Source organism: Nonomuraea wenchangensis (assembly GCF_900111685.1).
Classification (GTDB): domain Bacteria; phylum Actinomycetota; class Actinomycetes; order Streptosporangiales; family Streptosporangiaceae; genus Nonomuraea; species Nonomuraea wenchangensis.
The window spans coordinates 178,259-204,998 of sequence record NZ_FOHX01000016.1 but is presented as its reverse complement, the minus strand read 5'-3'; the positions used below and the strand labels follow the sequence as shown (position 1 = coordinate 204,998).

Below are 26,740 nucleotides of genomic sequence, written 5' to 3'. Positions count from 1 at the left end.
CCGGCGGGTCAGAGGAACGTGCGGCCCTCACCCCGGTACGTCGGCACCGTCTCCACGACCTTGTCCCCCTCCACCAGGTGCAGCGCGTCGAACCGCTCGCACAGCTCCCCCGCCTTCGCGTGCCTGAACCACACCCGGTCACCGGTCCGCAGGTCCTGCGCCGCCTGCCCGAGCAGCGGCGTCTGCACCTCGCCCGCTCCTTCGTCGGGCGCGTAGCGCAGGCCCGCGGGCAGGTACGGCTGCGGCAGCCGGCTCGGCCCCGCGGCCCCCGACGCCGGATAGCCGCCGCCCAGCACCGTCACCACGTCGGGCCGGGGCCGGCGCACCACCGGCAGCGCGAAGAGCGCGGCCGGGCGGCCGGTGAAGCTCCGGTAGAAGTCGAACAGCCGGGGATGGAACAGCCCGGACCCGGCGCCCACCTCCGTGATCGCCTTCTCCCGCACCGTCAGCTCGACGCTGCCGGTGCCGCCGCCGTTGACGAACTCCAGCTCGGCGAACTGCCGTACGGCGTTGACCACGCGCCCGCGCCGGACGACCAGCTCGCGGGCCGAGCGCGCCTGCATGAGACGGATGGCCCGCGCGTAGGCGGCCTGTCCTCGCGGCGCGTCGCCCACGCCCGCGATCTGGGCCTCGTACGCCAGCAGCCCCACCAGCCGCAGCCCCGGCCGCTTGGCGATCTCGGCGGCCAGGTCGGCGGCGTCCTCGGGCTCGCGGATCGGCGAGCGCAGCGCCCCGGCGCGGAACCTGCCGCCGAGCGTGACGTACCCGGCGTCGACGTCGAGGCAGAGCCGCAGCTCGGCCCTCGGCCCCGCGCCCTGCACGGCGTGCTCGATGAAGTCCAGGTGGGCGACGGAGTCGACGGTCACCGTGATCCGCCGGGCGGCCTCGGCGTCGGCCGCGAGGGCGGCGAGCGCGTGCCGGTCGGCCGTCGGGTAGGCGACCAGGATGTCGGTGAAGCCGTGCCCGGCCAGCCACAGCGCCTCGGGGAGCGTGAACGCCATGACGCCGCGGAAGCCGTCCATGGCGAGGACGCGTTCGAGCACGGGGCGGCTGCGGATCGACTTGCTGGCCACCCGGATCGGCTTGCCTCCCGCCCGCCGGACAAGGTCGGCCGCGTTGGCGCGCATGGCCGCCAGGTCGAGGATGGCGAAGGGAGGCTCCAGCTCAGCGGTGGCATGGTCGTAGCGCCGGCGGTCGTCCATATGAGCAGCGTAACGACATACGGAACAAATGAACATGAGCGCCGTTCGTGTTCAGTCGGCTTCCCGTAAGGATCGGGCAAACCGGCGGCGAGGACGGGACGGCTGCGGCCCGGCCTCCGTGTACGTCTGGTGCTCGTGATGACCACGCTCCAGCGGCAACGCTCCGCCGCGCCCGCCGCTCCGCGGCAGAGCCGCCTGCGCCGGGCGCGGCGGGCGCTCAGGCCGGCGCGCACCCTGCCGGGCGCCCTAGTGTCGCTCACGCTGGCCGGCGGGCTCGGGGCGAGCGCCGCCGAAGTGGTCTCGGCGCTGCTCGGGCATCCGCTCGGCTGGGTTCCGCTGAACGAACTGGCCGAGCTGGCGGGCCGTACCTCATGGCCGGAGACGTCCACGACGGCCCTGGCCCTCGCTGGCGCGGGCGCCGCCATGCTGCTGCTCGCCGTCGTCCCCGGCCGCTCCAGGCTCGTGCCGGTGGAGACCACCGACCCGCTCATCGTCATCGGCATCACCCGTACGGGCCTGCGCCGCACCCTGCGGGCCGCCGCCCAGCAGGTGCCCGGCGTGCACCGGGCCCACGTACGGCTGCGCCGCCGCACCATCGAGGTCACCGTCGTGACGGAGGCCGAAAGCTCAGGCTCGATGCTCCGCCAGGTCGGCACCGCCGTCGGCGACCGCCTGGCCGGGGTGGGCACGTTCGGCGCCGGCGAGGTCGTCGTCCGGCTGCTCGGGAAAGGCGGCTGATGGCCGTCTCGAGGAGGGCGTGACATGCGCCAGTACACCGGCAACCGCATCGGCCTCGCCGTCGTCGGCGGCACGCTGGCCGCGGCCGGCTGCTTCGCCTGGCTCCGCGGCCACGGCCGCTTCCTCGGCCTGCCGCCGAACGCCAAGGTGCTGCCCGCGCCCGCCGCCCACGCCCTGACCGACGCCGCCTGGCCCCTGTGGGCGCTCGCCCTCGCCCTGCTCCTGCTGGCGCTGACCGCGCTGCGCTGGCTGCTGCTCTGCCTCGGCTGGGGCCGCCGCGGCGCCCACAACGGCACCGGCACCGCCATGCTGTACGTCGGGCTCAAGAGCGTGGACGGGCTGAGCAAGGCCAAGGTGCGGCTCGGACCCGACGGCCTGCGCCTCGCGCTCACCTGCCCGGCGGCCACGGACGTCGGCGCCGTGGTGGGCAAGCTCGACCAGGACGTCATCGGCCGGATCCGCCGCGAGCTCCGCGACGACGAGACCCCGGCGCTGGCCCGCCTGCACGTACGCCGGTAGTTCCGGGGGTTCAGGCCACGCTGACCGTGATCGTGTGCCAGCCGGTCGCGCCGTCCGGGGCCGGCGGGGCCTCCTGCTCGGTCTGGGTGTAGCCGGTGGTGTCGGTGGCGCGTACCTGGAGGGTGTGGGAGCCGGGCGTGGCGTCCCAGTCCAGCGACCACTGCCGCCAGGTGTCCGGGCCCGGCACGTCGGCCAGCCTGGCCTCCCGCCACGCGCCGCCGTCCACCCGTACCTCGACGGCCGCCACACCCTTGTGCTGGGCCCACGCCACGCCGGCGATCGTCGTACGGCCCCGCTTGACCGAGGCGCCCGAGCTCGGCACGTCGATGCGGGACTGCGTCTTGATCGGGGCCTTGGCCGACCAGCCGCGCGGCGTCCAGTACGCCTCGTCCCGGTCGAACCTGGTCACCTTGACGTCCACCACCCACTTCGTGGCCGACACGTACCCGTACAGGCCGGGCACCACCTGACGCACCGGGAACCCGTGCTCGACCGGCAGCGGCTCACCGTTCATGGCGATCGCGAAGAGCGCCTCACGACCGTCCATGACGACGTCCACGGGCGTGCCGCAGGTGAACCCGTCCGCGGACGTGGACAGCAACATGTCGGCGTCGGCATGCAGACCGGCACGGCGCAGAATGTCCGACATGTGCACGCCGAGCCAGCGGGCGTTACCGACGAGCCGCCCGCCCACCTCGTTGGAGACGCAGGTGAGCGTGACGTCGGCCTCGGTGAGCGGCATCCGGAGCAGATCGGCGTACGTGATCTCGACAGGCCGGTCCACCATGCCGTGGATGCGCAGCGTCCACGTACCGGGATCGACCTGAGGGACGACGAGGGCCGTGTCGACCCGGTAGAAGTCCCGGTTGGGGGTGACGAAGGACGACAGCCCGCCGATGCGCAGGTCCGCGCCCGCGGGGATCGGCTTCGCCGGGGTGGCGGGCGCGGGCAGCGCCACGTTCACGCGGGCGAGGTCCACCGCCCGGGACCCGGCCAGCCGGCTCCCGGCCACCGCCCCCACCCCGGCCACCACCAGACCCCCGGCGACCCCGGTCAGCAACCGACGCCGATCGAAGGTCTGCGCTTCACCGCTCGCCCGCACGACAGCAGGCCGTTCGGCCTCGCCACCCGCCCCCGTCACTGCGGGCCGTTCGCCGTCACCGAGCCCCTCGCCGCGATCCTGGCCGGAGGGCGCCCCCGAGACGGCGGGGACGGTGGCACGGCGAAGCAGCCAGGCGAGCGTCCACATCCCGCCGGCGGCCCCCGCGAGCGTCGGCAGAACGTCCACGACCGAGGCGCCCGGACGGGTGACGACAGCGACCAGCCCCACCACCGCGAACGCCGCCAGCCCCGCCATCCCGTACGCGAGCCGCCGCCGCGCGAGCACGCCGATGACCGCCGCCACGACGGCGAGCAGCACCAGCACGCCCCAGACGAGCACCGTCTTGTCGTTCTCGCCGAAGGTCGTGATCGCGAAGTCCTTGACGGGCGCGGGCGTCAGGTCAACGACACCGTCGCCCACCGCGATGACGGGCGAGGTCTGCGGCCCGAAGAGCCCCGCCACGAGCTGCGCCAACCCGAGAGCCACGCCACCGGCCGTCAGCCCGGCCAGCGCACCCGCCCAGCCGGGCACCGAGATGTTCCTCTGCACACTGCCGACGCTACGCCCCGCGCCACCACCCGGTTCTTACGCGATGGTTACGACATCCCCAGCCCCTCACTCCTTGTACGGCGTTCAGGCCGGCTTTCGACGTGGACCTATGGGTGCCTGGGGAGCGTCGAGCCAGAGCTGCTGCCCCTCACGATCGACGGACATGCCGAACCGCTCCAGGCCCGGCTCGCCCCAGCTCACCCACTGGAAGTACGCGCGGGTCACCTCCTCCCAGAGGTGGCGGTCGCCGAGCTCGTACACCCACGACTCGCCGTCAGGTTCGTAGATGGCGACGCCCCACCGGCCGGGGTCGCCGGGGTCGAGGAGGAACATCCGGTCGTCGTCGTCCAGGCGCATGCACGACCCGGTCAGGGCCGATATCACCAGATCGGCGCCCGCCGGCGCGTAGGTGATCGTGCGGGGATCCAGGTCGGTGGTGAACCGCCGGCCGCTGCCGTCGTCCGGGTCGCCCGGGGTGGTGACGTTTTGGGAACGCATCATCATGTACCGGGTGTCGCAGGGGAATCTCCCGATGGCGCTGCCGTCCGGTGTGGTGACCAGCCGCAGGGAGTGGTCGGCGTCGAATCCGGGCGAGTACGGGGTGACGATGACCGCGCCGGGGCGGCACTGCTCGACCCAGGCGTAGGGCACGGTGTGGACCGCGCAGGTCACGTGCACGCGGTCGTACGGTGCGCCCTCCGGCCGGCCGTCCGCGCCGTCGCCGACGACCAGGTTGGGGTGCACGCCGGCCGCCGCGAGGTTCTTCGCCGCTTGCTCGGCGACGGCCGGGTCTACTTCGACGGACGTGACCCGGGAGGCGTCGCCGACGAGGTGGGCCAGCAGCGCGGCCGTCCATCCCGTGCCGGTGCCGACTTCGAGTACACGGTGTCCGGGCTCGGGGTGGAGTTGCGTGAGCAGGTCGACCACCGTGCCCGGCGAGGAGTTGGAGGAGGTGTAGTGGCCTTCCACGGCGCGGATGTCGGTCGCGCCCATGTCGAGCTGCGTCACGATGGCGGACGGCCCGTACACGGTCGCCCACCACGCTTCAGGGTCGCTGTCGCGGTCGATGAGCCGGGGGCCGGTCTCGGTCAGAGCGACCCCTACATGGGGGACGAACCGGTGCCTCGGCACGGCGTGCAGCGCGTCGATGATCGCGTCGGCGATCGGGGCGCGGGTCTCGCTGATCGCGTCGATCATGCCGCCGATGGCCAGGTCGAGGTCAGGTGTCACTTCTTCGGACCGCCGCCGTGCGAGCCTCCCTTGCCACCGTCGCTGTCGCCCTCCTTTTTGCCGGGCGCGGGCGGCTGGAACGGCTCAGCTTGGGCTGGTCGCCCTTGTGCTTGCCCATGTGATGTCCTCATACAACTAGACGTATGCTTTCCGCCATCATACGACTACCGTCAGTCATCAACAAGAAGCCGCACGGTCAGGCGAGCCAGACGGTGCACGCCGAGTTACTGCCACCACCCGCGATTACGCTCAAGTCCTGGGCGATGCCGGAAGTGGCGGAAGCCTGCGAAGATCGCAGCGTGCCGATCTTCCGTTTCGTCCTGGTCGCCGTCGCCGTGCTGGTCGCCGCCGTCCTGGCCTTCCCTCAGTCGGTGCCGAATGGGATCGGTCGCCTCGGCAGCCTGGTCGAGACGTTCCTGCCGTGGCTGGCGCTGGCCGTTCCCGTGCTGCTCGGCCTGGCCTGGTGGCGGCGTTCCGCGGCGGGCGCGCTGGCCGCGCTGCTGCCGCTCGCCGCCTGGCTCGCCCAGTTCGGGGGGCATCTGCTGCCCCGAGGGGAGCAGCCGCATCACCTGGTCGCCGTGCAGCACAACGTCAGCGACGAGAACGCCGACCCGGCCGGTACGGCCCGCACGCTGATCGCGGCCCGGCCGGATGTGATCGGCCTGGAGGAACTCCTGCCGGCAGCCCTGCCGGCCTGGGAGGACGCGCTGCGCGCCGACTACCCCTATCGGACAGTGCACGGCACCGTCGGCCTCTGGTCCCGTCACCCCCTCGCGGAAGCCGCGCCGGTGGACATCCGCCCGCACGACGTCGGCCCGGACTGGAACCGCGGGCTGCGCGCCGTTGCCCGCACCCCGCACGGCGACATCGCGGTCTACGTCGCCCACTTGCCCTCCGTACGCATCGGCCTGGAAGGATTTGACGCCGTACGCCGGGACGAGAGCGCCCGCCGGCTCGCCGCGGTGCTGGCCGCCGAACCGCTCGGCCGTGTCCTTCTGCTGGGCGACCTCAACAGCACCGTCGACGATCGCGGGTTACGCCCGGTGCTCTCGCTGATGACGGCCCCGCCACGCGATTTCGCCTTCAGCTGGCCGGCCCGCGTCCCGCTGGCGCGCATCGACCAGATCCTGACCCGCGCGATGGTGGTGACCGGAATCGACTCGCTGCCGAGGACGGGCAGCGACCACCTGCCGATCGCCGCCCGCATCCGCCTCTGACCGTGATGACGGAGAGGAACGCCTCCCGGCTCGTCCTCACCTCGCCCGCCCCCACATGAGCTCTCGCCACAGCAACTCAGCTTCACGGACCTTCACTCCAAGGCCAGGAGCCCACGACAGGCCCCATGCTCCTCGGCCGGCCCGTCACCTGGCTGGCCCGGCGAGCTGATGATCAGGATCTCCGACGACGGCCAGGGGCCCGCGCGGAAAGGCAGGCCGGCGAGCGGCCGTGGCCTGGAGGGCATGCGGGAGCGGGCCGCGGCCTGCGGCGGCACGAGCAGCGGCGATCAGGTAGCGAGCAGTTCGCGCACCAGTGGCGCGAGCGCCCGGAAGGCCCGCCCCCGGTGGCTGATGGCGTCCTTCTCCTCGGGGGCCAGCTCGGCGGTCGTGCGCTGCTCGCCCTCGGGCACGAAGATCGGGTCGTAGCCGAAGCCGTGATCGCCGCGCGGCGCCCTCACCAGGTGGCCCGGCAGCGTGCCCTCGACCACGCGCTGCTCGCCGGAGGGCAGCGCCAGGGCCGCGACGCAGGCGAAGTGGGCGCTCAGCTTGTCGGCGGGCACGTCGGAGACCTGCGCGAGCAGCAGGTCGAGGTTGCCCCGGTCGTCGCCGTGCCGGCCGGACCAGCGGGCCGAGAAGACGCCCGGCATGCCGTTGAGGACGTCGACGCAGAGCCCGGAGTCGTCGGCCACGGCGGGCAGGCCCGAGCCCTGGGCGACGGCGTGCGCCTTGAGCAGGGCGTTGTCCTCGAAGGTGACGCCGGTCTCGGCGACGTCGCCGATCTCGGGGAACTCCTCCAGCCCGACGATGTCGAACCCGGACAGGATGCGGCGCAGCTCGGCGATCTTGCCGGGGTTGCGGGTGGCGAGGACGATCTTCATGACTCCAGGGCCTCCTGCTGGATGAGCGTCAGCTCCTCGCATCCGGCCACGGCGAGGTCGAGCAGCTTGTCGAGCAGCGCGCGGTCGAACGGCGCGCCCTCGGCGGTGCCCTGCACCTCGACGAAGCTGCCCTCGCCGGTCATGACGACGTTCATGTCGGTCTCGGCGGCGACGTCCTCGGTGTAGCAGAGGTCGAGCATCGGCACCGAGCCGACCACCCCGACGGAGACGGCGGAGACCGAGCCGATCAGCGGGTCGCCGGGGCACATGCGGCGCTCGCGCATCCAGGCGACGGCGTCGGCCAGCGCGACGTAGGCGCCGGTGATGGCGGCCGTGCGGGTGCCGCCGTCGGCCTGCAGCACGTCGCAGTCGAGCAGCACGGAGTTCTCCCCCAGCGCCTTGTAGTCGACGCAGGCGCGCAGCGAGCGGCCGATGAGGCGGGAGATCTCGTGGGTGCGCCCGCCGATCTTGCCTCGGACCGACTCGCGGTCGTTGCGGGTGTTGGTCGCCCGCGGCAGCATCGCGTACTCGGCCGTGACCCAGCCCTGCCCGCTGCCCCGCCGCCAGCGCGGCACGCTGTCCTGGACGGAGGCCGCGCAGAGCACCCGCGTGCCACCGAACTCCACCAGCACCGAGCCTTCGGCGTGCGCCAGCCAGTTGCGGGTGATCGTGATGGGACGGAGCTGGTCAGGGTTGCGGCCATCCTGTCGGGACATGCAGATCACCCTATCTCCGACCCACGACGCTCTTGACCAAAGGTGTCGGCCACATGGATCCTTACGCAATGACAACGGGGGTGTTGCGCAACCCTGACTTCCTCCGGTTCCTCAGCTCACATCTGGCCAGTGAACTCGGGGCGAACATCTCCCGGGTCGCGCTTCCGCTGGTGGCCGTACTCGTGTTGCATGCCGGGCCGGCCGAGGTCGGCCTGCTCGCGGCGTTACAGACCACCGCTTATCTGGTGATCGGCCTGCCCGCGGGGGTGTGGGTCGACCGGATGCGCAGGCGGCGGGTGATGATGGCGTCCGACCTCGCCAGGTTCGTGCTGGTCGGCAGCGTTCCGGTGGCGGCGGAGCTGGGCGTGCTGACGATGCCGATGTTATGCGTGGTCGCGCTGCTCGCGGGCACCGCTCAGGTGTTCAACGACGTGGCCGACCAGACCTACCTGCCGAGACTCGTACGCGGACCGCAGCTCGCCGACGGCAACGCGAAGCTGGAGACCGTACGCGCGGCGTCGTTCCTGTCCGGGCCCGCGATCGGCGGCGCGCTGGTCGAGCTGGTCGGCGCCTCGCGCACGATCGCGGCCACCGCGATCGGCTCGCTCGCCTCGATGCTCTTCCTGACCACCATCAGGACGCCGGACGAGCCGCGCCGGGCGGACGGGCGCGAGCCGCTGCTACGGAGCATCCGCGAGGGGCTGGCCTACCTGTGGCACGACCGGCTGATGCGGATGTTCACGGCGTCGTCGGCCATCTCCAACCTGTCGGTGAGCGGCGTGCTCGGCCTGTCGGTGCTGTTCCTCGCCGACGTGGTCAGGCTGGAGCCGGGCGTGCTCGGCGCGCTGCTCACCGTCGGCGGCGTCGGCGGCATGGTGGGCGGGCTGAGCGCGGGGTGGCTGTCGCGGCGGGTGGGGTCGGCGCGGATGACCTGGCTGGCCGCCGTGATCGTCCCGCCGTTCTGCCTGCTGCTGCCGATGACGCAGGCGGACTGGCGGGCGTCGTTCTTCGCGGTCACCTCGTTCGCGATCTCGTTCGCGGCGGCGATGAGCAACATCGGCCAGCTCACCTACCGGCAGACCGTGACCCCCGAGCACCTGCTCGGCCGGGTCAACGGCTCGGTGCGCTTCCTCGTGTGGGGCACGATGCCGGTGGGCGCGCTGCTCGGCGGGCTCATCGCCGCGCAGCTCGGGGTCCGTCAGGCGCTCTGGATCCTGCTGACGGGCCGGGCGCTCGCGTTCGTGCCGCTGCTGTTCTCGCCGCTGCCGCGGATGCGGCAGTTCGACGAGGCGGGCGAGGTTCAGGCGAGGTCGTAATCAGGCCAGGTCGTAGTCAGGCGAGGTCGTAGACCGCGCCGCTGCGGGCCAGCTCGATCGGGCCGCCGTAGCCGCCGCGGCCGGCCTCGGCGAGCACCTCGGCCTGATCGTTCCACGGCACGAGGTGGGTGAGGACGAGCCGTCCGACGCCGGCCTTGGCGGCGTGCTCGGCGGCCTGGCGTCCTGTCATGTGCAGGCCGGTCGGCAGGTCGGGCCGCTCGACGAACGACGCCTCGCACAGCAGCAGGTCGGCGTCCTCGGCCAGCGTGACCAGCTCCTCGCACTCGCCGGTGTCGCCCGAGTACGCGACGACCCGCCCACCCGCGGCGACGCGGAAGCCGTACGCCTCGACCGGGTGGTTGACCAGCCCCGCCGTGACCGTGAACGGGCCGAGCTCGAAGCTGCGGGGCTCCAGCGGCACGAAGTCGAACGCCGTCTCCAGACCGGGCTCGTCCGGCATGCCGTACGCGGCCGCCAGCCGGGCGGGGGCGCCCGCGGGCGCGTGGACCGGCAGCATCGGGTACGGGGCCCGCGGCCCGTAGGTGCGGGCGACGTGATAGCCGCAGAGGTCCAGGCAGTGGTCGGCGTGCAGGTGGGAGAGGCAGATCGCGTCCACGTCGTACAGCCCGATGTGGCGCTGGAGCGCGCCGAGCGCCCCGCTGCCGAGGTCGAGCAGCAGCCGGAAGCCGTCGGCTTCGAGCAGGTAGCAGGACGCGGGGCTGTCGGGGCCGGGATAGCTTCCTGAGCAGCCGACGACGGTCACCTTCATGTGGGCTCCTTCTCGTTGCGACGCTCGGCGTCGCGGCTCGGCCGCGCGGCTCCGGCGTCCAGCACCTCCCAGCCGCCGCCGAGGGCGGCCAGCGGCGCGGGCGCCGGGCGGGCCGGGCGGCCGTTCACGGTGGTACCCCCCACGGGTGCGACTTCGACCGCGTCGATCTCGGGCCCCAGGAACCGCCGCCCGAGGCGGGCGAAGAGCCGGGGGTCGCCGGTGGCGAGGAAGCGGTGCCGGGGGGTGGCTTCGCCTCCTGACGCCAGGCCGCGGTCGTGCAGGATCCGGTAGACGTCCTTGGCCGTCTCGTCGGCGCTGGAGACCAGCGTGACCTCCTCGCCGGCGACGTACGAGATCGCGCCGGCGAGCAGCGGATAGTGGGTGCAGCCGAGGATGAGAGTGTCGCACCCGGCGGCCCTGACGGGCTCCAGGTAGTCGCGTACGACCTCGATGAGCTCGCCGCTCATCGTCTCGCCTCGTTCGACGTACTCCACCAGGCGTGGGGCGGCCACGCCGGTGAGCTGCACGTCGGGAGCCGCGGTGAAGGCGTCGTGATAGGCCATGGACTCGATGGTGGCCCTGGTGGCGATCACGCCGACCCTGCCGTTGCGGGTCGCGCGCACGGCGCGCCTGGTGGCGGGGTGGATCACCTCGACGACGGGCACGTCATAGCGTTCGCGGGCGTCGCGAAGCACGGCGGCGCTGGCGCTGTTGCACGCGATCACGAGCAGCTTGACGTCGAGCTCGACGAGGTGGTCCATCACCTCCAGTGCGCAGGCGCGGACCTCGGGGATGCTCTTCGGCCCGTACGGCTGCCGGGCCGTGTCGGCCACGTAGGTGATGGACTCGTGGGGAAGCTGGTCGATGATCGCGCGAGCGACCGTCAGGCCGCCGACCCCGCTGTCGAATATCCCGATGCTCGTGTCCGGCACGCTTCAGAGGGTAGGCGACCTGGGCGATCAACACTGCGTAAGAATGCTCACATGTGCGACTCGTGAGCAGGATGCGATGTCGCCTTGGTCACATCCGTACGCTTCGCTGCCGGTCAGCCCCTCCCCACCCGGGCGAGCTGGCGGGACTGCGCGACCAAGCGGCCGGTGGAGTCGCGTACCTCGACCTCCTCGTCGAACCAGCCGTCGGAGATCATCCGGCCGCCGCCGATGAGCGTGAGCCAGCCGGGGGCGGGCAGGGCGCGCAGGTGCCAGGTGAGGTCCACGGTCGGCGCCCAGCCGCGCGCCCCGGCCGAGAAGACCACGGGGGGCAGGGCGTCCACGGCCAGCGCCACCACGTACGGGTCCGGGTCCTGCGGCTCGGCCATGCGGAAGTAGGCGCGCGACTCGGGGCGGCCGGTCGGCTCGCCCTTGAGCCAGCCGATCGTGGGCGGGTCGAAGCGCAGCTCCATCTGGGCGTTCAGCGTCATGCCGGACTCGGGCTTGGGGTCGGGGAGCCGGAGGCAGTCCTCGACGGGCGGCATGGGGTGGACCTCGTCGTCGTGGTAGTCGGGGGTCGCGCCGCTGAGCGTGGCAGTGGTGATCAGTCCCTCGATCTTGGCGGTGCCGTCCTGGACGAGCGTGGCGCGGGCGAACGCGGCCGTCCGGCCCGCCTTCAGCGGCTCCACCCGCACCTGCGCGGGCCCGGGGACCGGTGCCTTGAGGAACTGCGCGGTGGTGCTCACGGGGTGCTCGAACGGTGAGGCGTCCACCGCCGCGCGCAGGATCACGGCCATGAGGTAGCCGCCGTTGAGCGGGCCGCCGATCGAGTAGCCGGGGTCGAGGCACACGTCGTACGTGGTGTCGTCGATCTTGATCGCCTGCGTTGCCTCGTCGAACTTCGTCATCCGCCTCACCCGTGAAGTCTGGAACTATATTCTAGTCGCCACATACTCTACGGCATCGCCTCATCAGCGCGCCTACCAGGGAAAACGTGATCGGACTGAGACGGTTTGATCATGGCAACTGTTACCCAGCTCATCGGTCAGTCCGTGTGGGACGCCAACGGGGTGTGGGTCGGGCACGTGGTCGACATCCGGGTGGTCCGGCACAAGGGCGAGCTCCAGCAGAGTGGCACCGTCTACGGGCTCGTGGTCTCCCAGCTCCGTGCCCCGCTCCTGCTCGGGCTCACCCGCGAGCGCGAAGGGCGGGCGCCCTGGGTGTCGAAGGCGCTGGCGCGGGTGCTGTACGCCGGATGCGCGTTCGTCCCCTGGGCGGACGTGGCCGACTACGGCGGGGGCGAGGTGCACATCAGCGCCTTGAAGGGTGAGCTTGACCGCGCGTAAGCGCAGGATCCAGCGTTCTGCAAGCGTCTGATAAGCAGCAGGCACTATGGTCCGATGTGGCCACAAGTCCACATTGTGAGTGAAGTGATGTCTGCGAATAACCCCCCTTACGGTGCTGGTCAGGACCCTGACCGCACCCAGGCGTACAACTGGAACCAGGGTCAGCCCTATCCGCCACAGCAGGGCCAGCCCGCGCACCAGCAGCAGCTTCCTCAGGGCGGCTGGCAGCAGGAGCAGATCCAGCAGGGCCAGTACGGCCAGCAGTACGGCCAGCAGGCCCCGTCCGGGCAACAGCACGGCCAGCAGTACGGCCAGCAGGCCCCGTCCGGGCAACAGCACGGCCAGCAGTACGGCCAGCAGGCCCCGTCCGGCCAGCAGTACGGGCAGCAGTACGGCCAGCAGCCCCAGTACGGGCAGCAGTACGGCCAGCAGGGCCAGTACACCCAGCCCCAGTACGCCCAGCAGGGCGCCTACGCCCAGCAGGACCTCTACGGGCAGCAGCAGGGCTGGCAGCAGCAGCAGCCGCCCGCGCAGCCCCCCAAGAAGGGCCGCAAGAGCTGGCTCGTCGCGGGCGCCGCGGCGCTCGCCGTGGTGGTGCTCGGCGGCGGCGCGGTGTGGGCCGTCGGAGCGCTCGGCGGCGGCGGCACGCAGCCGTCCGACGTCCTGCCCGCCAACTCGATCGCCTACGCCCGCCTCGACCTGGACCCGGCCGCCAACCAGAAGCTGGCGCTGTTCCAGCTCGCCAGGAAGTTCACGGTCACGAAGGACAGCTTCTCCGGCGAGGACCCGCGCAAGGCGCTGTTCGACACCATCAACAAGGACTCCGGCGGCAAGCTCGACTTCGCCAAGGACGTCGACCCGTGGCTGGGCAGCAGGATCGGCTTCGCCGCCGTGCCCTCCGGCAAGGACGAGCCCGACGTCGCGGTGGCCGTCCAGGTCAAGGACCAGGAGCAGGCCAAGGCCGGCATCGCCAAGCTGATGGACGGCGACAAGTACGGCATCGCCTTCCGCGACGACTACGCCCTGCTGACCCCCACCCAGGCGCTGGCCGAGAAGTACGCCGCCGCCGACGGCAGCCTGGCCGACAACGCCGAGTTCAGCGACGACATGGGCGCCGTCGGCGAGCAGGGCGTGCTGTCGTTCTGGGCCGACATGGGCGGCCTCGTCGAGGCGGCGGGCAAGGAGATCCCGGCCGACCAGCGCGCGGCGGTCGAGCAGGTCAAGGACGCCCGCTTCGCCGGCGCGCTCCGCTTCGACAGCTCCTACGTCGAGCTCGCCGGCACCGTACGCGGGGCCAAGGGCCTGACGCCGCAGGGCGACCTGCCGCAGGCGAACCTCGGCACGCTGCCCGCCTCCACCGCGGGCGCCCTGTCGATCTCCGGCCTCGACCAGGTGGTCACCAAGCAGTGGGCGGAGATCGAGAAGCAGGCCACGGCGACCGGCTCGGCCGAGATCACGCAGCTCCTCCAGCAGGCCAAGACCCAGTACGGCCTCAGCCTGCCCGGCGACATCGCCACGCTGCTTGGCAAGAACGTCACCTTCGCGGTCGACTCCGAGGGCCTGGACGGCGACCAGATCAAGGCGGGGGTGCGCATCGCCACCGACCCGGCCAAGGCGCAGGCCGTCTTCGACAAGGTGCAGCAGGCGATCACGTCGAGCGGCCAGCCCGCCCCGCAGATCGCCAAGGTCACCGGCGACGGCGTCTTCACCGTGGCGAGCAGCGACGCCTACGCCAAGTCGCTGTCGGAGGAGGGCTCGCTGGGCGACTCGGAGACGTACAAGACGGCGGTCGCGGACGGCGACGAGGCCAACTTCGCGCTCTTCGTGGACCTCGACAAGGTGGAGAGCCTCTACCTGGAGTCCATGAAGGGTGACGACAAGGCCAACCTTCAGGTGCTGCGGGCCGTGGGGCTGAGCGGGAAGGTGACCGACTCGGAGGCGACGTTCTCGCTGCGGGTGCTGTTCAACTGACCCCTGACATGATGAAAGGGCGGCCCGGCGGGCCGCCCTTGATCATGCGCTCAGGCCCAGAGCTGGCCTTCGAGGCGTTCCTCGGCCTCGTCCAGGGTGCCCTCGTAGGCGCCCGTGGACAGGTATTTCCAGCCGCCGTCGGCCACCACGAAGACGACGTCGGCGCGTTCGCCGGCCTTGACCGCCTTGTTCGCCACGCCGAGCGCGGCGTGCAGCGCGGCCCCGGTCGAGACGCCGGCGAAGATGCCCTCGGCGGCCAGCAGCTCGCGGGTGCGCCGCAGCGCGTCGGCCGAGCCGACCGAGAAGCGCGTGGTCAGCACCGACTCGTCGTAGAGCTCGGGGATGAAGCCCTCGTCCACGTTGCGCAGGCCGTAGACCAGCTCGCCGTAGCGCGGCTCGGCTGCCACGATCCGCACGTCCGGCACCTGCTCGCGCAGGAAGCGGCCGACGCCCATGAGCGTGCCCGTGGTGCCGAGCCCGGCCACGAAGTGCGTGACGGTGGGCAGGTCGGCGAGGATCTCGGGGCCCGTGGTCTCGTAGTGGGAGCGCCAGTTGGCCGGGTTGCCGTACTGGTAGAGCATGACCCACGACGGGTTGTCGGCCGCGAGCTGCTTGGCGACGCGGACCGCCTCGTTGGAGCCGCCGGCGGCGGGCGAGGAGATGATCTCCGCGCCCCACATGCGCAGGAGCTGGCGGCGCTCCTCCGAGGTGTTCTCCGGCATGACGCAGATCAGCTTGTAGCCCTTGAGCTTGGCCGACATGGCGAGCGAGATGCCGGTGTTGCCGCTCGTGGGCTCCAGGATCGTGCAGCCGGGCGTGAGCAGGCCGTCCTTCTCGGCCTGCTCGACCATCCAGAGCGCGGGCCGGTCCTTGATGGAGCCGGTCGGGTTGCGGTCCTCCAGCTTGGCCCAGATCCGTACGTCATCGGACGGCGACAGCCTCGGCAGGCCGACGAGCGGCGTGCGGCCCACCGAGTCGATCAGCGATTCGAAACGCATGTCATCCGCCGGCGACGGCGGGGAGCACGGTCACCGTGTCACCGTCGGACACCGGGGTGCCGAGGCCGCCGAGGAAGCGCACGTCCTCGTCGTTGAGGTAGACGTTGACGAAGCGGCGCAGGCCGCCGGCCTCGTCCACCAGCCGGTTCTTGATGCCCGGGTGGTTGGTCTCCAGGTTGGTGATCAGCTCGTCCAGGGTCGCGCCCTCGGCGTTCACGGCCTTCGCGCCGTCGGTGTAGTTGCGAAGGATCGTCGGAATGCGAACCTCGATGGCCATCGCGGTCAGTCTCCTCATGAGTGGTCAGTCGTCGTCCATGGGGCGTCAACGCCCAGGGTGTGGCAGGTGTTCCACGCTCAGCGACAGTCGTAGAGGACGACGACCGGAGTGTGCGCGAAGAGGAAGCTCTGCACAGGCCGGACCATCATGGGAGGAACTCTACCTCTTCCTCCGTGACCACCCCATCGAGGATGCGGAAGGAGCGGAATTCCATCTCGCCCTCCTCGCGGGTCGAGACCAGCACGTAGTGGGTGTCGGGCTCGGAGGCGTAGGCGATGTCGGTGCGCGACGGGTAGGCCTCGGTGGCCGTGTGCGAGTGGTAGATCACAACGGGCGTCTCGTCGCGGTCGTCCATCTCGCGCCAGACGCGGAATTGTTCCCTGGAGTCGAAACGGTAGAAGGTCGGCGAACGCTCGGCGTTCTCCATCGGGATGAACCGCTCGGGCACGCCGTTGCGGCCGGCGATCACCCCGCACGCCTCATCGGGATGGTCGGCCCGGGCATGGGCGACGATCTTGTCAGCGAGTTCCTGCGCGATCGACAGCATGGCCCGGAAGTTACCAGAGGGCCCGGACCAGGCTGTCCTGGAGGTAGGTCAGCCAGTCGTAGGTCACGTACGCAGGGTAGCGGGGATCGTCCTCGGACATCATCGCGATCTCGTCGTGCACCTCCTCGGTCACCTCCAGCTTGGTGCCGAGCGTGAGGCGGACGTCGTTGAGCGCGCGCAGCCACGCCTGCGCCTGCTCCGGGGTCAGCTCGAAGCGGCCCGGGGCGGCGGTGTCGTGGACGGTCTGGGCGTCGGCCCGCTTGCCCTCGCGCAGGGTCGCCTCGGTGTAGCGGCGGAACTCGGAGGCGTCGTTCGCGTCCTCGTACGCCGAGGGGAACAACCGCGCCAGCACCGGATCCGACGGCGCCTCGCCCCCGCCGATGCCGAGCGCCCGCTCCAGCGGATCGTCGCTGGTCTCCCCGGGCGGCACCAGGCCGAGCATCATCGACACCAGTGAGCGCAGCAGGGAGATCTCCGCGGCCTCGAACCGCGCGACCACCCGTCCGCCCTCCCCCGGCGAGAACCCCGAACTCACCCGCACCTCTTCACGCGCGTCGAGAGCGTCATACGCCCTACTTGACCGAATCTGGCTGGAGCGTCGCCCACAAGCCGTAGGAGTGGAGAATCTGCACATCGCGCTCCATCTCTTCGCGCGTGCCGCTGGACACCACGGCCTTGCCCTTGTGGTGCACGTCCAGCATGAGTTTTTCGGCCTTCTCCCTGGTGTAGCCGAAGACCGTCTGGAAGACGTAGGTCACGTACGACATCAGATTGACGGGGTCGTTCCACACGATGGTTACCCAGGGCAGATCGGGCCGGACGTCCGATGACGGACGCTCGACGGCGATTGGAGCGGTGGTACCCACATCCGCAAGTCTGCCCTATCTGAGTCGTAGTCTTCGAGTCGTGACAATGACCATGAGCACTGCGTTGCTCACAGATCACTATGAGCTGACGATGCTGCAGGCGGCCCTGCGCAGCGGCGCGGCGCACCGGCGCGCGGTCTTCGAGGTGTTCGCCAGGCATCTGCCGGGCGGGCGCAGGTATGGAGTCGTCGCGGGCACCGGGCGTGTCCTCGACGAGCTCGAACGCTTCCGTTTCGGTGACGAGGAACTCACTTTCCTGCGCGAGCACCGGGTCGTCGACGAGGCCACGCTGGCGTTCCTGGCCGACTACAGGTTCGCCGGGAACATCTGCGGCTACCAGGAGGGCGACCTCTACTTCCCCGCCTCCCCCATCCTCGTCGTCGAGGGGACCTTCGCCGAGGCCGTGCTGCTGGAGACGCTGATCCTGTCGATACTCAACCACGACTGCGCGATCGCCTCGGCTGCCTCCCGCATGACGAACGCGGCCGGCGAGCGGCCCCTCATCGAGATGGGCTCGCGGCGCACGCACGAGGACGCGGCCGTGGCGGCGGCCCGCGCGGCCTACATCGCCGGGTTCGCCTCGACCTCCAACCTCATGGCCGGCCACCGCTACGGCATCCCCACCGCCGGCACCGCCGCCCACGCCTTCACGCTGCTGCACGACAGCGAGCGGGCGGCGTTCGAGGCGCAGATCGCCTCGTTCGGCGCCGCCACCACCCTGCTGGTGGACACCTACGACGTGGCCGAGGCGGTGCGCACGGCGGTCGAACTGGCCGGGCCCGCGCTGGGCGCGGTCCGCATCGACTCCGGCGACCTCGCCGCCGCGGCCCAGGAGGTACGCCGGCAGCTCGACGCGCTCGGCGCGACCGGCACCCGCATCCTCGTCACCTCCGACCTGGACGAGTACGCCATCGCCGCCCTCGCCGCCGCCCCCGTGGACGGCTACGGCGTCGGCACCTCGCTGGTGACCGGTTCCGGGGTGCCGACGGCGGCGCTGGTCTACAAGCTGGTGGCGCGCGAGACGGCGAGCGGCGAGCTGGAGGCCGTGGCCAAGCGCTCGGTGGGCAAGCCGTCGCGGGGCGGGCGCAAGGAGGCGTACCGGCTGCTCGACGACTCCGGGCACGTCGAGACCGAGCTGATCACCACCGGCGGCCTGGTCCCCGAGGGCGGCGTACCCCTGCTGCACGACCTGGTGCGCGACGGCAAGGTGATCGGCAGGGAGTCCCTGGCCGAGGCCCGCGAGCGCCACCGGAGCGCGGTCGCCACCCTCCCCCTGGAGGCCCTGCACCTGGGCAGAGGGTACGCGGCGATCCCGACCGAGTTCGCGTGACGTATCGTGCTCTTATGGGCACCGCGCTGATCATCGTCGATGTGCAGAACGACTTCTGCGAAGGTGGCAGTCTCCCCGTTGCCGGCGGCTCCGCCGTGGCCGCGGCGATCACCCGCCACGTGCGCGAGCACGGCTACGACCACGTGGTGGCCACCCGCGACTATCACGTCTCCCCCGGCGACCACTTCGCCGACTCCCCCGACTACGTCTCCACCTGGCCCGCCCACTGCGTGGCGGGCACGCCGGGCGCCGACTTCCACCCGTCGTTCGACGTGTCGGCGGTGGAGGAGGTCTTCAGCAAAGGCGCTTACACCGCAGCCTACAGCGGCTTCGAGGGCGAGAGCGGCGACGGCGCGACCCTGATCGACTGGCTGCGGGAGCGCGGGGTGAGCGAGGTTGACGTCGTCGGCATCGCCACCGACCACTGCGTGCGCGCCACCGCCCTCGACGCCGTGAAGAACGGCCTCACGGTGCGGGTGCCGCTCGACCTCACGGCGGGGGTGACGCCGGCGACGACCGAGGCCGCGCGGGCGGAGCTGGAGCGGGCGGGCGTCACGCTGACGGGGGCTCCCGTTACGGGCTGACCACAACGGCCGTTCACGTTGCGTACGCGCTTCGCAACGCTTCGGTCATGTGATACTCAAGAGGATGAACCCTCTCCGGAGCCACAGTAGTACGGAGAGTGACATGATCCTCTGACTCGAAGGTTTCCCATGCTGGCCCTCTCACTCGGGGCGGCCTGGCTGCTCCTCGCTCCGCTCAGCCTCTGGCTCCTGTTCAGGGGTCGCCCCCTGGAGCGAGCGGGCGCGATCGTGACCCTGCTGCTGCTGGAGGCCGGCACGATCGTCATGGGCCGGCTCACCACGCCGCACGCGACCCCCGACCACACGGTCGTGGCCCACGACGTCGCGCCGCCGGCCTCCTGCCCGGAGCGCGCCCCCACCCCGCGCTCGGCCCGGCTGGGCACGAGCCTCGTGCTGACCTGGGCGGCCCGCCGCCACGAGTGCGACACGGCGGAGGTCGCGATGCGCTCGCAGGGCCGGCGGCTGCTGGTCTGGCTGCACACCGGACACCTGGCCCCGGCCGGGGGCGCGCGGCGGCTCGCCTACACCCTGCCGGTGCACGTCAAGGGCCACACCGCGGCGGTCACGGTGCCGCTGCCGAAGGACGCCGCCCGGGTCCCGGTCGACGGCCGCAACGGCCGCCGCATCCCGCCGCCGCGCGGCTGAGCGGAGTCAGGGGGCCGCGACCGCGAGCCGGAGCGCATCGTCGAACTGCGCGAACACCTCGAACGCGTGCCGCAGCCCGGTGATCGAGAGCACCCGCGCCATCACGCCCTGCACCCCGCCGAGCAGCAGCCGGGTGCCCCGGGCCTCGCAGCGCTGCATGACGCCGACGAGCTCGTTCATGCCCATCGAGTCACAGAACTGCACCTCGGCGAGATCGAGGATGAGAAACGGGGGCGGGGGCAGCTCCCAGACGAGCTCCAGGTGCTCCCGCAGCAGGGGCACCGCGTTGACGTCGAGCTCGCCTTCGAGCCGAAGGATCACGGCGTTGCGCGAGAGGCCTGAAGTGACGTTGAGCGTCGATTTTCGGTTGGCCTCATATGACATGGGCTGGAGTCCTTCTGCGCATCAACGCGAGCCAAGAGAGTTGTTGCCGCTTCTGCCGGGTCTCTAACGGAAGGTCACTGCTCTGTGGCCAAATGCGTATGGTTCAGACCCGGTCGATCGACGTCCGGCGCCCGCCTGAAGCAGGAGCGGGAACCGGACGCGACGCCCTCACGTCAGTCCGCTGACGAAGGGGTAGGCGAGGATCAGCACGACGAGGAACGCGAGCAGCAAGGCGGTGCCACTGATCACCACCAGGATCTGGGTCCGCCGGGCCGTCCAGCGGATCGCGGCCACCACGGAGGTGATCAGCGCGGTCAGGAGCAGCAGGGAAAAGCCGCTGCTGCCGGCGGTCTGGAGAGCGGTCAGGACAAGGGGGGAAGCCGAGAACATCATGAGGTGATCCCTGTACGGAGACGAGAAACTGGTGAGGGTGCCGCTCCGGCCGGGGCGTGACGGAGTCTCAAACGGGCTCGCGGCAATGAACCACCTCGCCTACATTCAGTTAACTTCAGTGTATTTACCGAACTTACCGACTGAATGATTCCCCCGGCTGAAGCCGGACATTCCTTCCCATCGGTCAGAGATGTCTGGCTAAACTGTTGTCTTTCGCGTGCGGCGTTTTCGCGCGTAGCGCATGTGTCGGGGCCTAGCTGCGGGTTCTCTGCGAATCCCGCAGCGAGGTGGATATTCACTAGAAATTGCTGAAGTTAGATTGAGGCAGGCATGAGCGGCGACGATTCCGCGCGGACCGCGCTGGCCCGGCGTCTGCGCGAGCTCCGCGACAGCCACTGGCCGGACCTCCGGGTCACCCAGGCGCAGCTGCGGGAGGCGTTCGGGGTCAGCGTCCCGCTGATCTCCTCCTGGGAGTCCACCACCACGGCCAAGATCCCTCCCCTGCACCGCCTGGAGAAGTACGCCGCCTTCTTCGCGACCCGGCGCTCGCTCGCGGGCGACGTCCCTCGCGTGCCGTCGCCGTCCGAGCTGACCTCCGATGAGCTGGACCAGCACAAGAAGCTCCTGGCCGAGCTGACCCGGCTGCGCCAGACGGCGCTGCGCCACCAGGTCACGGCGGAGGGCGGCGGTCCCGGCGGGCCCGGCGACGCCCTGACGACCGGCCCATGGCACTTCCCTGAGGGCGAGCCGATCACGATCATCTGCTCGCAGATCCCGGAGAAGGAGCGGGCCAGGATCCCGTTCGCCGTCCCGTCCCAGGGCGACTACATCGAGCTCTACAAATACTCCGACCTCGACTCTTTATTCGAGTTATGGGGCCACCTGCGGGCCGCCAACCCGCACAGCCAGGTGACCCTGCGCGCCACCGAAGACCTGCGCTCCGACGACCTCACCACGCACGTCGCGCTGCTCGGCGGCGTCGACTACAACGAGGTCACCGCCTCCACGCTGGCCCGCATGTCCGGCCTGCCGGTGCGGCAGGTGCCCGACTGGGACGGCGAGCGGGGCCCGTACTTCGAGGTCGGCGATGGTGACGACACGCTTCGTCACCATCCGACGACGGTCCGTTCCGGCGATAGTGTACGACTGCTCGAAGACGTCGCCTTCTTCTACCGCGGCGTCAACCCGGACAACCGCGAGCGCACCTTGACCATCTGCAACGGCATGTACGCCAGAGGCGTCTACGGCGCGGTCCGCGCGCTCACCGACGCCCGCTTCCGCGACCGCAACGCCACCTACCTGCGCGAACGCTTCGGCGACGCCGAGTCCTACAGCATCCTCATGCGGGTCAGGATCGAGGGCAGGGTCGTGGTCACGCCCGACTGGACCCAGGAGTCGTTCCGGCTGCACGAGTGGTCGGACGCCCGTGGAGCATGACAGGTCGCGCGGCGGCGGCGAGCACCACCACGGCTCGCACCGGCACCTCGTCGACGTCTTCGAGGAGGGCGAGCAGCCGCCGCACGGCCGGGGCGCCATCGACGCGATCGTCGTCCCGACGATCCGGCATCCGCGCTGGCTGACGTACGCGACCCGGCTCGCCCTCGCCCTCGGCTGCCACCTGGTGTCGCTGCACAGCCGCAACTGGAGCCGGGCCAGGGAGGCGGCCCAGGCCATGCCGGCCGGCCTGCGCTACATCAGCGCCGACGTCGACCACGTGGACCGGCTGCGGCTGCCCGACTTCGAGACCACGGCCGTGCTGCGGGACACCCCGTTCGCGCGTACGACCGACCTCAGCGCCAAGCGCAACACCGGGCTGCTGCTGGCCCGGCTGCTCGGCTGGCGGCGGATCGTCTTCCTGGACGACGACATCGAGGTGGGCCGCCTGGCGGACGTCGAACGGGCCGCGGCGCTGCTCGACACCTACGACGCCGTCGGCATGCACATCGGCGGCTATCCGGACAACTCGGTGGTGTGCCACGCGCATCGCCTCACCGGCGGGCACCAGGAGTCGTTCGTGGGAGGGGGCGCGCTGGCCGTCGCCGTGGATCCCGGGCGCACGCCCTCCTTCTTCCCCAACGTCTACAACGAGGACTGGTTCTACCTGCTGGGCGAGCGGAGACTGCGCCGCCTCGCGGTGGCCGGGCAGGTCAAGCAGCGGCCGTACGACCCGTTCGACCGGCCGGTGCGGGCGCGCGAGCAGGAGTTCGGCGATGTGCTGGCCGAAGGCGTCTACTGGCTGCTGGACGGGGACGCAGCGGCCGGATGGCGGGCGGCGGCCGACGCCGCGTACTGGCGGGACTTCCTCGCCAAGCGGCGGCGCTTCGTCGAGGACGTGCTGAGCCGCGTACGCCGCCTGCCCCAGGGGCCCCGGCACAACCGGCACGCGATGGAGAACTCCCTGCTCGCCGCGCTCGGCCGGCTCCGCCGCATCGAGCCTGAGCTGTGCGTACGCTACCTGAAGGCGTGGTCCGTCGACCGCCGGCGCTGGGCGGCGCACCTCGACGAGCTCCCGCACCTGGAGTTCGCCACCGCGGACGCGGTCAAGTGGCTGGTGAAGGACGGCGAGCGCGGACTGCATTGGTACGGATCCATGGTGGATTGACCGGTTTCGGCAAGATTCGTGCCGCCGCCCTCCGGGAACGTGTGCTTCCGTGGGCGCCCCCGACATACGCCGAGCCGTCCGTGCGGACCTCCGTCCCATCGTCCGGTCGCTCGGGCAGGAGCACTACTTCCACGACCGCCTGGCCCTGCAGGACGCCGGGCACGGCTTTCTCCTCGTGGCCTGGGAGCGGGAGGTGGCGGTCGGCGACGTGTACGTGTGGCTGGCGCCCGCCGAGGAGCCCGAGTTGCGCGCCCACTTACCCGGCGTGGCGCTGCTCACCCATCTGGAGGTGGCCGCGCCACGCCGGAACCAGGGCATCGGGACCGAGCTGCTGTGGGCGGCCGAGGACCGGCTGCTCGCAGAGGGCCACGAGTGCGTCGCCCTCGGCGTGGACCTGGACAACCACGACGCGCAGCGGCTGTATCGCCGCCGCGGCTACGCCGAATGGCCCCACGGCCCGGTCGCGACGACGGAGGTCGTCTACCACGCCGACGGGACCCGCGAACGCCGGCCCGAGACCTGCCGCATCATGATCCGCCACCTCGGCCACAACCGCTACCGCTGAGGACCGGCCGAGGGCATGCGGGGGTCAGCGGCGCTGGGTGGCCCAGCGGCGGATCATGTCGATGCGTTCCTGGATCTGCTCCGCCGTCGCCTGCGCGATCGGCGGGCCGCCGCAGACGCGGCGCAGCTCGGCGTGGATGACGCCGTGCGGCTGTCCGGTGCGGTGGTTCCAGGCGCCGACCAGGCCGTTGAGCTCGCGGCGCAGCTCGGCGATCTGCTCGTGCGGGGCCAAGGTCTGGGCGGCCGGCTCCGCGGACGCCTGCTTGCGCTTGGCCGCCTGCTGGTCGGACTGGCGCTTGCGGAGCAGGGTCGCCACCTGGTCGGGCTCCAGGAGGCCGGGCAGGCCGAGGAAGTCCTCCTCCTCGGCGGAGCCGATCTCGGCCCCGGTGCCGAACTCGCCGCCGTCGAAGAGCACCCGGTCGAACGTGGCCGAGGTCTCCATCGTCTCGAACGGCAGCTCGTCACCCAGAACGTCAGGATTGTCCTGCTTACGGTTGGCCTGCTCCAGCAGCGAGTCGTCGAGCCCGTCCTCCGGCGGGCGCTTGTTGAGCACGTGGTCGCGCTCGACCTCCATCTCGTTGGCCAGCCCCATGAGCATGGGCACCGACGGGAGGAAGACCGAGGCCGTCTCGCCACGCTTGCGGGCGCGGACGAACCGCCCCACCGCCTGCGCGAAGAAGAGCGGCGTGGAGGTGGAGGTGGCGTAGACGCCCACGCACAGGCGCGGGATGTCGACGCCTTCGGAGACCATCCGGACGGCGACCAGCCAGCGATCCTGCGACGCCGCGAACTGCTTGATCTTCTTCGAGGCGCCGGGGTCGTCGGACAGGACCACGGTGGCGCCCTCGCCGGTGATGTTGCGCAGGTGCCTGGCGTAGGCGCGGGCGGTCTCGTGATCGGTGGCGATGACCAGGCCGCCCGCGTCGGTCACGCCCCGGCGCACCTCGGTCAGCCGCCGGTCGGCGGCCTGCATGACCTGGCGGATCCAGTCGCCCTTGGGGTCGAGCGCGGCCCGCCACGCCTGGGAGAGCTGGTCCTTCGTGAGCGGGGTGCCGAGCGTGGCGGCCAGCTCGTCGCCGGCCCGCGTGCGCCACTTCATCTCGCCGCTGTAGGCGAGGAAGATCACTGGGCGTACGACGCCGTCGTCGAGGGCGGGACCGTAGCCGTAGGAGTAGTCGGCGACGCTGCGCTTGAAGCCCTCGGCGTCCTCCTCGTATCCGACGAACGGGATCGGGTTGTCGTCGGAACGGAACGGGGTGCCGGTGAGCTGGAGGCGGCGGGCGGCCGGCTCGAACGCCTCGCGCACGCCGTCGCCCCACGACTTGGCGTCGCCCGCGTGGTGGATCTCGTCGAAGATGACCAGCGTCTTGCGCGCCTCGGTGCGCGCCCTGTGCAGCGCCGGATGCATCGCGACCTGCGCGTAGGTCACCGCGACCCCGGTGTAGTCGCGCGAGGTGGTGCCCTGGCTGTTCTTGAACTCGGGGTCGATGCCGAGGCCGACCCGCCCGGCGGCGTCGGCCCACTGGCGCTTGAGGTGCTCGGTCGGGGTGACGATGGTGACGGCCCTGATCACCCCGCGGGACAGCAGCTCGCTGGCGATGCGCAGGGCGTAGGTCGTCTTGCCCGCGCCCGGCGTCGCCACGGTGAGGAAGTCACGCGGCTCGCGCCTGAAGTAGAGGTCGAAAGCCTCCTGCTGCCAGGCGCGCAACTTGGGAGCGGTGCCCCACGCGGCCCGGTCAGGATAGGAAGGAGACAGGTGGGACGCGGCGAAGGTGCTCACCGCATCACCTCTGGGGTTCGTGTGCTTCGCTCTCTCACAGTGACCCAAGAGTAATCGGGCCCACTGACAAGACGTGCCGTGAGCCGTGGATTCTGGCCAAGGTCGTCCTCACGTGCTATGCGGCTTATCGGAGGCTCGTCAGCACCGTGTCGAGAGCCTGTCTGCGTGCGGTTTGCTCGGGTTGCAGCAGGCCGAGCAGGAGCACGCTCCGCTCGCCCCGCGTGAGAAGCGTCACCCTCAGGTACGCGGGCCGGTTGACCACGTCACGGTACTCCGCCCGCATCGCCCGCGTGTGCCCGCCCGGGATCTGCCGGTCCTCGACGACCTTGACGCGGTCGCCCTTGAGCAGCAGCCGGGAGTACAGTTCGGCGGCCTCGGCCGTGGCCTTCTTCGCGTCCGCGGCGGGTTCGGGGAGCGGGCGGGCCATCACCAGGCTCCCGGCTCCGTCCCTGGCCACCGACGTGAAGCCGGACACGGGGGGCACGGGCGCGACGTACCAGCCTTCCGGCAGGGTCACGGCCACCCCGGCCAGGCCGTCGCTCAGCCTGCCCGTCCCGGCCTCCGGTCCTGGCTCCGGCGCGACGAGGCGCGGCGCCAGGTTGATCGCCGCCGCCACGAGCGCCGCGCCGGTCAGGAGCACCGCCAGCGCGAACGCCCAGCGGCGCGGCACGCCCGTGGCGGCCGTACGCGCGCCGGGGGCGGCGGGGGTGCCGTAGAGGCGGGCGGAGGGCGGCAGGGCGTCCGTGGAGCTCTCCCTGGACACGGGGGACGGGATCGGCGGGAACGGCGACCGCAGGGATTCCGCCTCCGGGTACGACGGCGACTCGCCCCAGAACTCGGCGTCCGGATCCTCGTCGGCCGGGGGGAGCGGGCTGCCACCGCTCTTGAGACCGCCCGCGTCGGCGTCCCAGGGGTTGTCCCGGTCGGCGTCCCCTAAGGTGCCCCAGCCATCCTGTCCGTCATCGTCAACGTCTCGGGAAGTGGACCTGGGGATGGTCGTCGCGTCCGGGTACGGAGTCCGGCCCGACCGGGGCTGGGCGGTGTGGGGAGTGGTGCGCCGGATGCGCGGGTTCCAGGGCTCGTCGAGCTCCACGGTCTCCCCCGGCTCCAGGTCCAGCGGATGCCCCCGCCGCCGGCGGCCCGCAGGCTCCTCCGGGGGAGCGGCCCCCTGCTCGCCGTCCGGCGGAGGACTGCGGCGGTGTCTGGCCCCCGCGGGCAGGGGCGGCCAGACCAGGTGATCATCCTCCATGACACCTCCTCGCCCGCTGTCCTATCACTCCTGGCGACG

At 71.4% G+C, this 26,740-nt stretch carries 29 protein-coding genes; 12 read left to right on the top strand and 17 right to left on the bottom strand.

The features are described 5' to 3' along the window. Nucleotides 1-8: 8 nt before the first annotated feature. Nucleotides 9-1,202 carry an amino acid deaminase/aldolase gene (locus BMW85_RS36760; protein WP_091090992.1) on the bottom strand — a complete coding sequence of 398 codons (1,194 nt, stop codon included), beginning with the start codon at nucleotides 1,200-1,202 and terminating at the stop codon, nucleotides 9-11. Nucleotides 1,203-1,340: 138 nt separating this feature from the next. Here BMW85_RS36760 and BMW85_RS36755 point away from each other — a divergent pair, with 138 nt between their 5' ends. Continuing rightward, on the top strand, nucleotides 1,341-1,940 hold the full coding sequence (locus BMW85_RS36755; protein ID WP_143082525.1) for a DUF6286 domain-containing protein: 600 nt from the start codon (nucleotides 1,341-1,343) through the stop codon (nucleotides 1,938-1,940). 24 nt (nucleotides 1,941-1,964) lie between these two features. Beyond that, entirely contained in the window at nucleotides 1,965-2,459 is a 495-nt protein-coding gene (locus tag BMW85_RS36750) for a hypothetical protein (RefSeq protein WP_091090986.1), read from the top strand. A gap of 10 nt (nucleotides 2,460-2,469) precedes the next feature. Here the strand turns inward: BMW85_RS36750 and BMW85_RS36745 are convergent, their stop codons facing one another. Both BMW85_RS36745 and BMW85_RS36740 read right to left on the bottom strand, forming a co-directional pair. Beyond that, the gene (locus BMW85_RS36745; protein WP_245775270.1) at nucleotides 2,470-4,110 is read right to left on the bottom strand and encodes a molybdopterin-dependent oxidoreductase; all 1,641 of its coding nucleotides are present in this window, start codon (nucleotides 4,108-4,110) and stop codon (nucleotides 2,470-2,472) included. 84 nt (nucleotides 4,111-4,194) lie between these two features. Then, nucleotides 4,195-5,340: a methyltransferase domain-containing protein gene (locus tag BMW85_RS36740; RefSeq protein ID WP_091090976.1), complete on the bottom strand. Its 1,146-nt coding sequence runs from the start codon at nucleotides 5,338-5,340 to the stop codon at nucleotides 4,195-4,197. A gap of 299 nt (nucleotides 5,341-5,639) precedes the next feature. Here BMW85_RS36740 and BMW85_RS36735 point away from each other — a divergent pair, with 299 nt between their 5' ends. Continuing rightward, nucleotides 5,640-6,557 (top strand): endonuclease/exonuclease/phosphatase family protein, encoded by a 918-nt coding sequence (locus BMW85_RS36735; protein WP_177241074.1) that lies wholly within the window; start codon nucleotides 5,640-5,642, stop codon nucleotides 6,555-6,557. Nucleotides 6,558-6,844: 287 nt separating this feature from the next. Here the strand turns inward: BMW85_RS36735 and rdgB are convergent, their stop codons facing one another. Both rdgB and rph read right to left on the bottom strand, forming a co-directional pair. After that, nucleotides 6,845-7,435: an RdgB/HAM1 family non-canonical purine NTP pyrophosphatase gene (gene rdgB / locus BMW85_RS36730; protein WP_091090971.1), complete on the bottom strand. Its 591-nt coding sequence runs from the start codon at nucleotides 7,433-7,435 to the stop codon at nucleotides 6,845-6,847. Continuing rightward, nucleotides 7,432-8,151, bottom strand: coding sequence for a ribonuclease PH (rph, locus tag BMW85_RS36725; protein ID WP_091091116.1), 720 nt, complete (start codon nucleotides 8,149-8,151; stop codon nucleotides 7,432-7,434). Before rph ends, rdgB begins: the two co-directional genes overlap by 4 nt. 68 nt (nucleotides 8,152-8,219) lie before the next feature. On the opposite strand from rph, the gene BMW85_RS36720 reads away from it, so the two are divergent. Beyond that, nucleotides 8,220-9,467, top strand: a complete 1,248-nt coding sequence (locus BMW85_RS36720; protein ID WP_177241073.1) for an MFS transporter — start codon at nucleotides 8,220-8,222, stop codon at nucleotides 9,465-9,467. A 16-nt stretch (nucleotides 9,468-9,483) separates the two neighbouring features. Here the strand turns inward: BMW85_RS36720 and BMW85_RS36715 are convergent, their stop codons facing one another. The 3 genes from BMW85_RS36715 to BMW85_RS36705 all read right to left on the bottom strand — a co-directional run bounded on the left by BMW85_RS36715 (nucleotide 9,484) and on the right by BMW85_RS36705 (nucleotide 12,073). Next, complete coding sequence (locus BMW85_RS36715) at nucleotides 9,484-10,236, bottom strand: MBL fold metallo-hydrolase (RefSeq protein ID WP_091090966.1); 753 nt, start codon at nucleotides 10,234-10,236, stop codon at nucleotides 9,484-9,486. Continuing rightward, complete coding sequence (gene murI / locus BMW85_RS36710; protein WP_091090963.1) at nucleotides 10,233-11,168, bottom strand: glutamate racemase; 936 nt, start codon at nucleotides 11,166-11,168, stop codon at nucleotides 10,233-10,235. The genes BMW85_RS36715 and murI overlap by 4 nt, the downstream gene beginning before the upstream one ends. Nucleotides 11,169-11,281: 113 nt before the next feature. Next, entirely contained in the window at nucleotides 11,282-12,073 is a 792-nt protein-coding gene (locus tag BMW85_RS36705; RefSeq protein WP_091090961.1) for a thioesterase family protein, read from the bottom strand. Nucleotides 12,074-12,184: 111 nt separating this feature from the next. On the opposite strand from BMW85_RS36705, the gene BMW85_RS36700 reads away from it, so the two are divergent. Beyond that, the gene (locus BMW85_RS36700; protein WP_143082524.1) at nucleotides 12,185-12,511 is read left to right on the top strand and encodes a hypothetical protein; all 327 of its coding nucleotides are present in this window, start codon (nucleotides 12,185-12,187) and stop codon (nucleotides 12,509-12,511) included. Nucleotides 12,512-12,598: 87 nt separating this feature from the next. Then, nucleotides 12,599-14,482: a DUF3352 domain-containing protein gene (locus BMW85_RS36695; RefSeq protein ID WP_091090956.1), complete on the top strand. Its 1,884-nt coding sequence runs from the start codon at nucleotides 12,599-12,601 to the stop codon at nucleotides 14,480-14,482. 50 nt (nucleotides 14,483-14,532) lie between these two features. Here BMW85_RS36695 and BMW85_RS36690 read toward each other — a convergent pair whose 3' ends face one another. The 5 genes from BMW85_RS36690 to clpS form a co-directional block, all read right to left on the bottom strand. After that, complete coding sequence (locus tag BMW85_RS36690) at nucleotides 14,533-15,480, bottom strand: PLP-dependent cysteine synthase family protein (RefSeq protein ID WP_091090954.1); 948 nt, start codon at nucleotides 15,478-15,480, stop codon at nucleotides 14,533-14,535. Between the two features lies 1 nt (nucleotide 15,481). Then, entirely contained in the window at nucleotides 15,482-15,757 is a 276-nt protein-coding gene (locus BMW85_RS36685) for a MoaD/ThiS family protein (protein WP_020546633.1), read from the bottom strand. Between the two features lie 145 nt (nucleotides 15,758-15,902). Beyond that, on the bottom strand, nucleotides 15,903-16,304 hold the full coding sequence (locus tag BMW85_RS36680; protein WP_091090952.1) for a M67 family metallopeptidase: 402 nt from the start codon (nucleotides 16,302-16,304) through the stop codon (nucleotides 15,903-15,905). Between the two features lie 10 nt (nucleotides 16,305-16,314). Beyond that, a complete protein-coding gene (locus tag BMW85_RS36675; protein ID WP_091090950.1) occupies nucleotides 16,315-16,839 on the bottom strand; it encodes a DUF2017 domain-containing protein in 525 nt (174 codons plus the stop codon). Nucleotides 16,840-16,876: 37 nt separating this feature from the next. Next, nucleotides 16,877-17,170, bottom strand: a complete 294-nt coding sequence (clpS, locus tag BMW85_RS36670; RefSeq protein ID WP_026215058.1) for an ATP-dependent Clp protease adapter ClpS — start codon at nucleotides 17,168-17,170, stop codon at nucleotides 16,877-16,879. A gap of 46 nt (nucleotides 17,171-17,216) precedes the next feature. Between clpS and BMW85_RS36665 the strand changes: the two genes are divergently transcribed. The 3 genes from BMW85_RS36665 to BMW85_RS36655 all read left to right on the top strand — a co-directional run bounded on the left by BMW85_RS36665 (nucleotide 17,217) and on the right by BMW85_RS36655 (nucleotide 19,729). Then, on the top strand, nucleotides 17,217-18,500 hold the full coding sequence (locus tag BMW85_RS36665) for a nicotinate phosphoribosyltransferase (RefSeq protein WP_393186490.1): 1,284 nt from the start codon (nucleotides 17,217-17,219) through the stop codon (nucleotides 18,498-18,500). A 14-nt stretch (nucleotides 18,501-18,514) separates the two neighbouring features. Then, nucleotides 18,515-19,084 carry an isochorismatase family protein gene (locus tag BMW85_RS36660; protein ID WP_091090944.1) on the top strand — a complete coding sequence of 190 codons (570 nt, stop codon included), beginning with the start codon at nucleotides 18,515-18,517 and terminating at the stop codon, nucleotides 19,082-19,084. A 129-nt stretch (nucleotides 19,085-19,213) separates the two neighbouring features. Beyond that, nucleotides 19,214-19,729 carry a hypothetical protein gene (locus tag BMW85_RS36655; protein ID WP_091090941.1) on the top strand — a complete coding sequence of 172 codons (516 nt, stop codon included), beginning with the start codon at nucleotides 19,214-19,216 and terminating at the stop codon, nucleotides 19,727-19,729. A 6-nt stretch (nucleotides 19,730-19,735) separates the two neighbouring features. Here the strand turns inward: BMW85_RS36655 and BMW85_RS36650 are convergent, their stop codons facing one another. Together BMW85_RS36650 and BMW85_RS36645 are read right to left on the bottom strand one after the other, a co-directional pair. After that, a complete protein-coding gene (locus BMW85_RS36650; RefSeq protein WP_091090939.1) occupies nucleotides 19,736-20,113 on the bottom strand; it encodes an STAS domain-containing protein in 378 nt (125 codons plus the stop codon). Nucleotides 20,114-20,281: 168 nt separating this feature from the next. Continuing rightward, on the bottom strand, nucleotides 20,282-20,506 hold the full coding sequence (locus BMW85_RS36645) for a hypothetical protein (RefSeq protein WP_091090937.1): 225 nt from the start codon (nucleotides 20,504-20,506) through the stop codon (nucleotides 20,282-20,284). A 330-nt stretch (nucleotides 20,507-20,836) separates the two neighbouring features. On the opposite strand from BMW85_RS36645, the gene BMW85_RS36640 reads away from it, so the two are divergent. The 3 genes from BMW85_RS36640 to BMW85_RS36630 are packed head-to-tail and all read left to right on the top strand — an operon-like array spanning nucleotide 20,837 to nucleotide 23,673. Continuing rightward, on the top strand, nucleotides 20,837-21,943 hold the full coding sequence (locus BMW85_RS36640) for a helix-turn-helix domain-containing protein (RefSeq protein WP_091090934.1): 1,107 nt from the start codon (nucleotides 20,837-20,839) through the stop codon (nucleotides 21,941-21,943). After that, nucleotides 21,933-23,108, top strand: coding sequence for a hypothetical protein (locus BMW85_RS36635; protein ID WP_091090932.1), 1,176 nt, complete (start codon nucleotides 21,933-21,935; stop codon nucleotides 23,106-23,108). Before BMW85_RS36640 ends, BMW85_RS36635 begins: the two co-directional genes overlap by 11 nt. A 49-nt stretch (nucleotides 23,109-23,157) precedes the next feature. Further along, a complete protein-coding gene (locus BMW85_RS36630) occupies nucleotides 23,158-23,673 on the top strand; it encodes a GNAT family N-acetyltransferase (RefSeq protein ID WP_091090929.1) in 516 nt (171 codons plus the stop codon). Between the two features lie 24 nt (nucleotides 23,674-23,697). On the opposite strand, the gene BMW85_RS36625 is transcribed toward BMW85_RS36630, so the two are convergent. Continuing rightward, complete coding sequence (locus BMW85_RS36625) at nucleotides 23,698-25,452, bottom strand: DEAD/DEAH box helicase (RefSeq protein ID WP_177241072.1); 1,755 nt, start codon at nucleotides 25,450-25,452, stop codon at nucleotides 23,698-23,700. Nucleotides 25,453-25,576: 124 nt separating this feature from the next. Beyond that, nucleotides 25,577-26,701, bottom strand: coding sequence for a hypothetical protein (locus BMW85_RS36620; protein ID WP_091090928.1), 1,125 nt, complete (start codon nucleotides 26,699-26,701; stop codon nucleotides 25,577-25,579). Between the last annotated feature and the right edge of the window lie 39 nt (nucleotides 26,702-26,740).

What these genes read in the sequence shown, in the direction of transcription:
- BMW85_RS36760 (WP_091090992.1), bottom strand. Translation starts at nt 1,202, where the DNA reads ATGGACGACCGCCGGCGCTACGACCATGCCACCGCTGAGCTGGAGCCT.
- BMW85_RS36755 (WP_143082525.1), top strand. Translation starts at nt 1,341, where the DNA reads ATGACCACGCTCCAGCGGCAACGCTCCGCCGCGCCCGCCGCTCCGCGG.
- BMW85_RS36750 (WP_091090986.1), top strand. Translation starts at nt 1,965, where the DNA reads ATGCGCCAGTACACCGGCAACCGCATCGGCCTCGCCGTCGTCGGCGGC.
- rdgB (WP_091090971.1), bottom strand. Translation starts at nt 7,435, where the DNA reads ATGAAGATCGTCCTCGCCACCCGCAACCCCGGCAAGATCGCCGAGCTG.
- rph (WP_091091116.1), bottom strand. Translation starts at nt 8,151, where the DNA reads ATGTCCCGACAGGATGGCCGCAACCCTGACCAGCTCCGTCCCATCACG.
- BMW85_RS36720 (WP_177241073.1), top strand. Translation starts at nt 8,220, where the DNA reads ATGACAACGGGGGTGTTGCGCAACCCTGACTTCCTCCGGTTCCTCAGC.
- BMW85_RS36715 (WP_091090966.1), bottom strand. Translation starts at nt 10,236, where the DNA reads ATGAAGGTGACCGTCGTCGGCTGCTCAGGAAGCTATCCCGGCCCCGAC.
- BMW85_RS36705 (WP_091090961.1), bottom strand. Translation starts at nt 12,073, where the DNA reads ATGACGAAGTTCGACGAGGCAACGCAGGCGATCAAGATCGACGACACC.
- BMW85_RS36700 (WP_143082524.1), top strand. Translation starts at nt 12,185, where the DNA reads ATGGCAACTGTTACCCAGCTCATCGGTCAGTCCGTGTGGGACGCCAAC.
- BMW85_RS36695 (WP_091090956.1), top strand. Translation starts at nt 12,599, where the DNA reads ATGTCTGCGAATAACCCCCCTTACGGTGCTGGTCAGGACCCTGACCGC.
- BMW85_RS36690 (WP_091090954.1), bottom strand. Translation starts at nt 15,480, where the DNA reads ATGCGTTTCGAATCGCTGATCGACTCGGTGGGCCGCACGCCGCTCGTC.
- BMW85_RS36685 (WP_020546633.1), bottom strand. Translation starts at nt 15,757, where the DNA reads ATGGCCATCGAGGTTCGCATTCCGACGATCCTTCGCAACTACACCGAC.
- BMW85_RS36680 (WP_091090952.1), bottom strand. Translation starts at nt 16,304, where the DNA reads ATGCTGTCGATCGCGCAGGAACTCGCTGACAAGATCGTCGCCCATGCC.
- BMW85_RS36665 (WP_393186490.1), top strand. Translation starts at nt 17,217, where the DNA reads ATGACCATGAGCACTGCGTTGCTCACAGATCACTATGAGCTGACGATG.
- BMW85_RS36660 (WP_091090944.1), top strand. Translation starts at nt 18,515, where the DNA reads ATGGGCACCGCGCTGATCATCGTCGATGTGCAGAACGACTTCTGCGAA.
- BMW85_RS36655 (WP_091090941.1), top strand. Translation starts at nt 19,214, where the DNA reads ATGCTGGCCCTCTCACTCGGGGCGGCCTGGCTGCTCCTCGCTCCGCTC.
- BMW85_RS36650 (WP_091090939.1), bottom strand. Translation starts at nt 20,113, where the DNA reads ATGTCATATGAGGCCAACCGAAAATCGACGCTCAACGTCACTTCAGGC.
- BMW85_RS36645 (WP_091090937.1), bottom strand. Translation starts at nt 20,506, where the DNA reads ATGATGTTCTCGGCTTCCCCCCTTGTCCTGACCGCTCTCCAGACCGCC.
- BMW85_RS36640 (WP_091090934.1), top strand. Translation starts at nt 20,837, where the DNA reads ATGAGCGGCGACGATTCCGCGCGGACCGCGCTGGCCCGGCGTCTGCGC.
- BMW85_RS36620 (WP_091090928.1), bottom strand. Translation starts at nt 26,701, where the DNA reads ATGGAGGATGATCACCTGGTCTGGCCGCCCCTGCCCGCGGGGGCCAGA.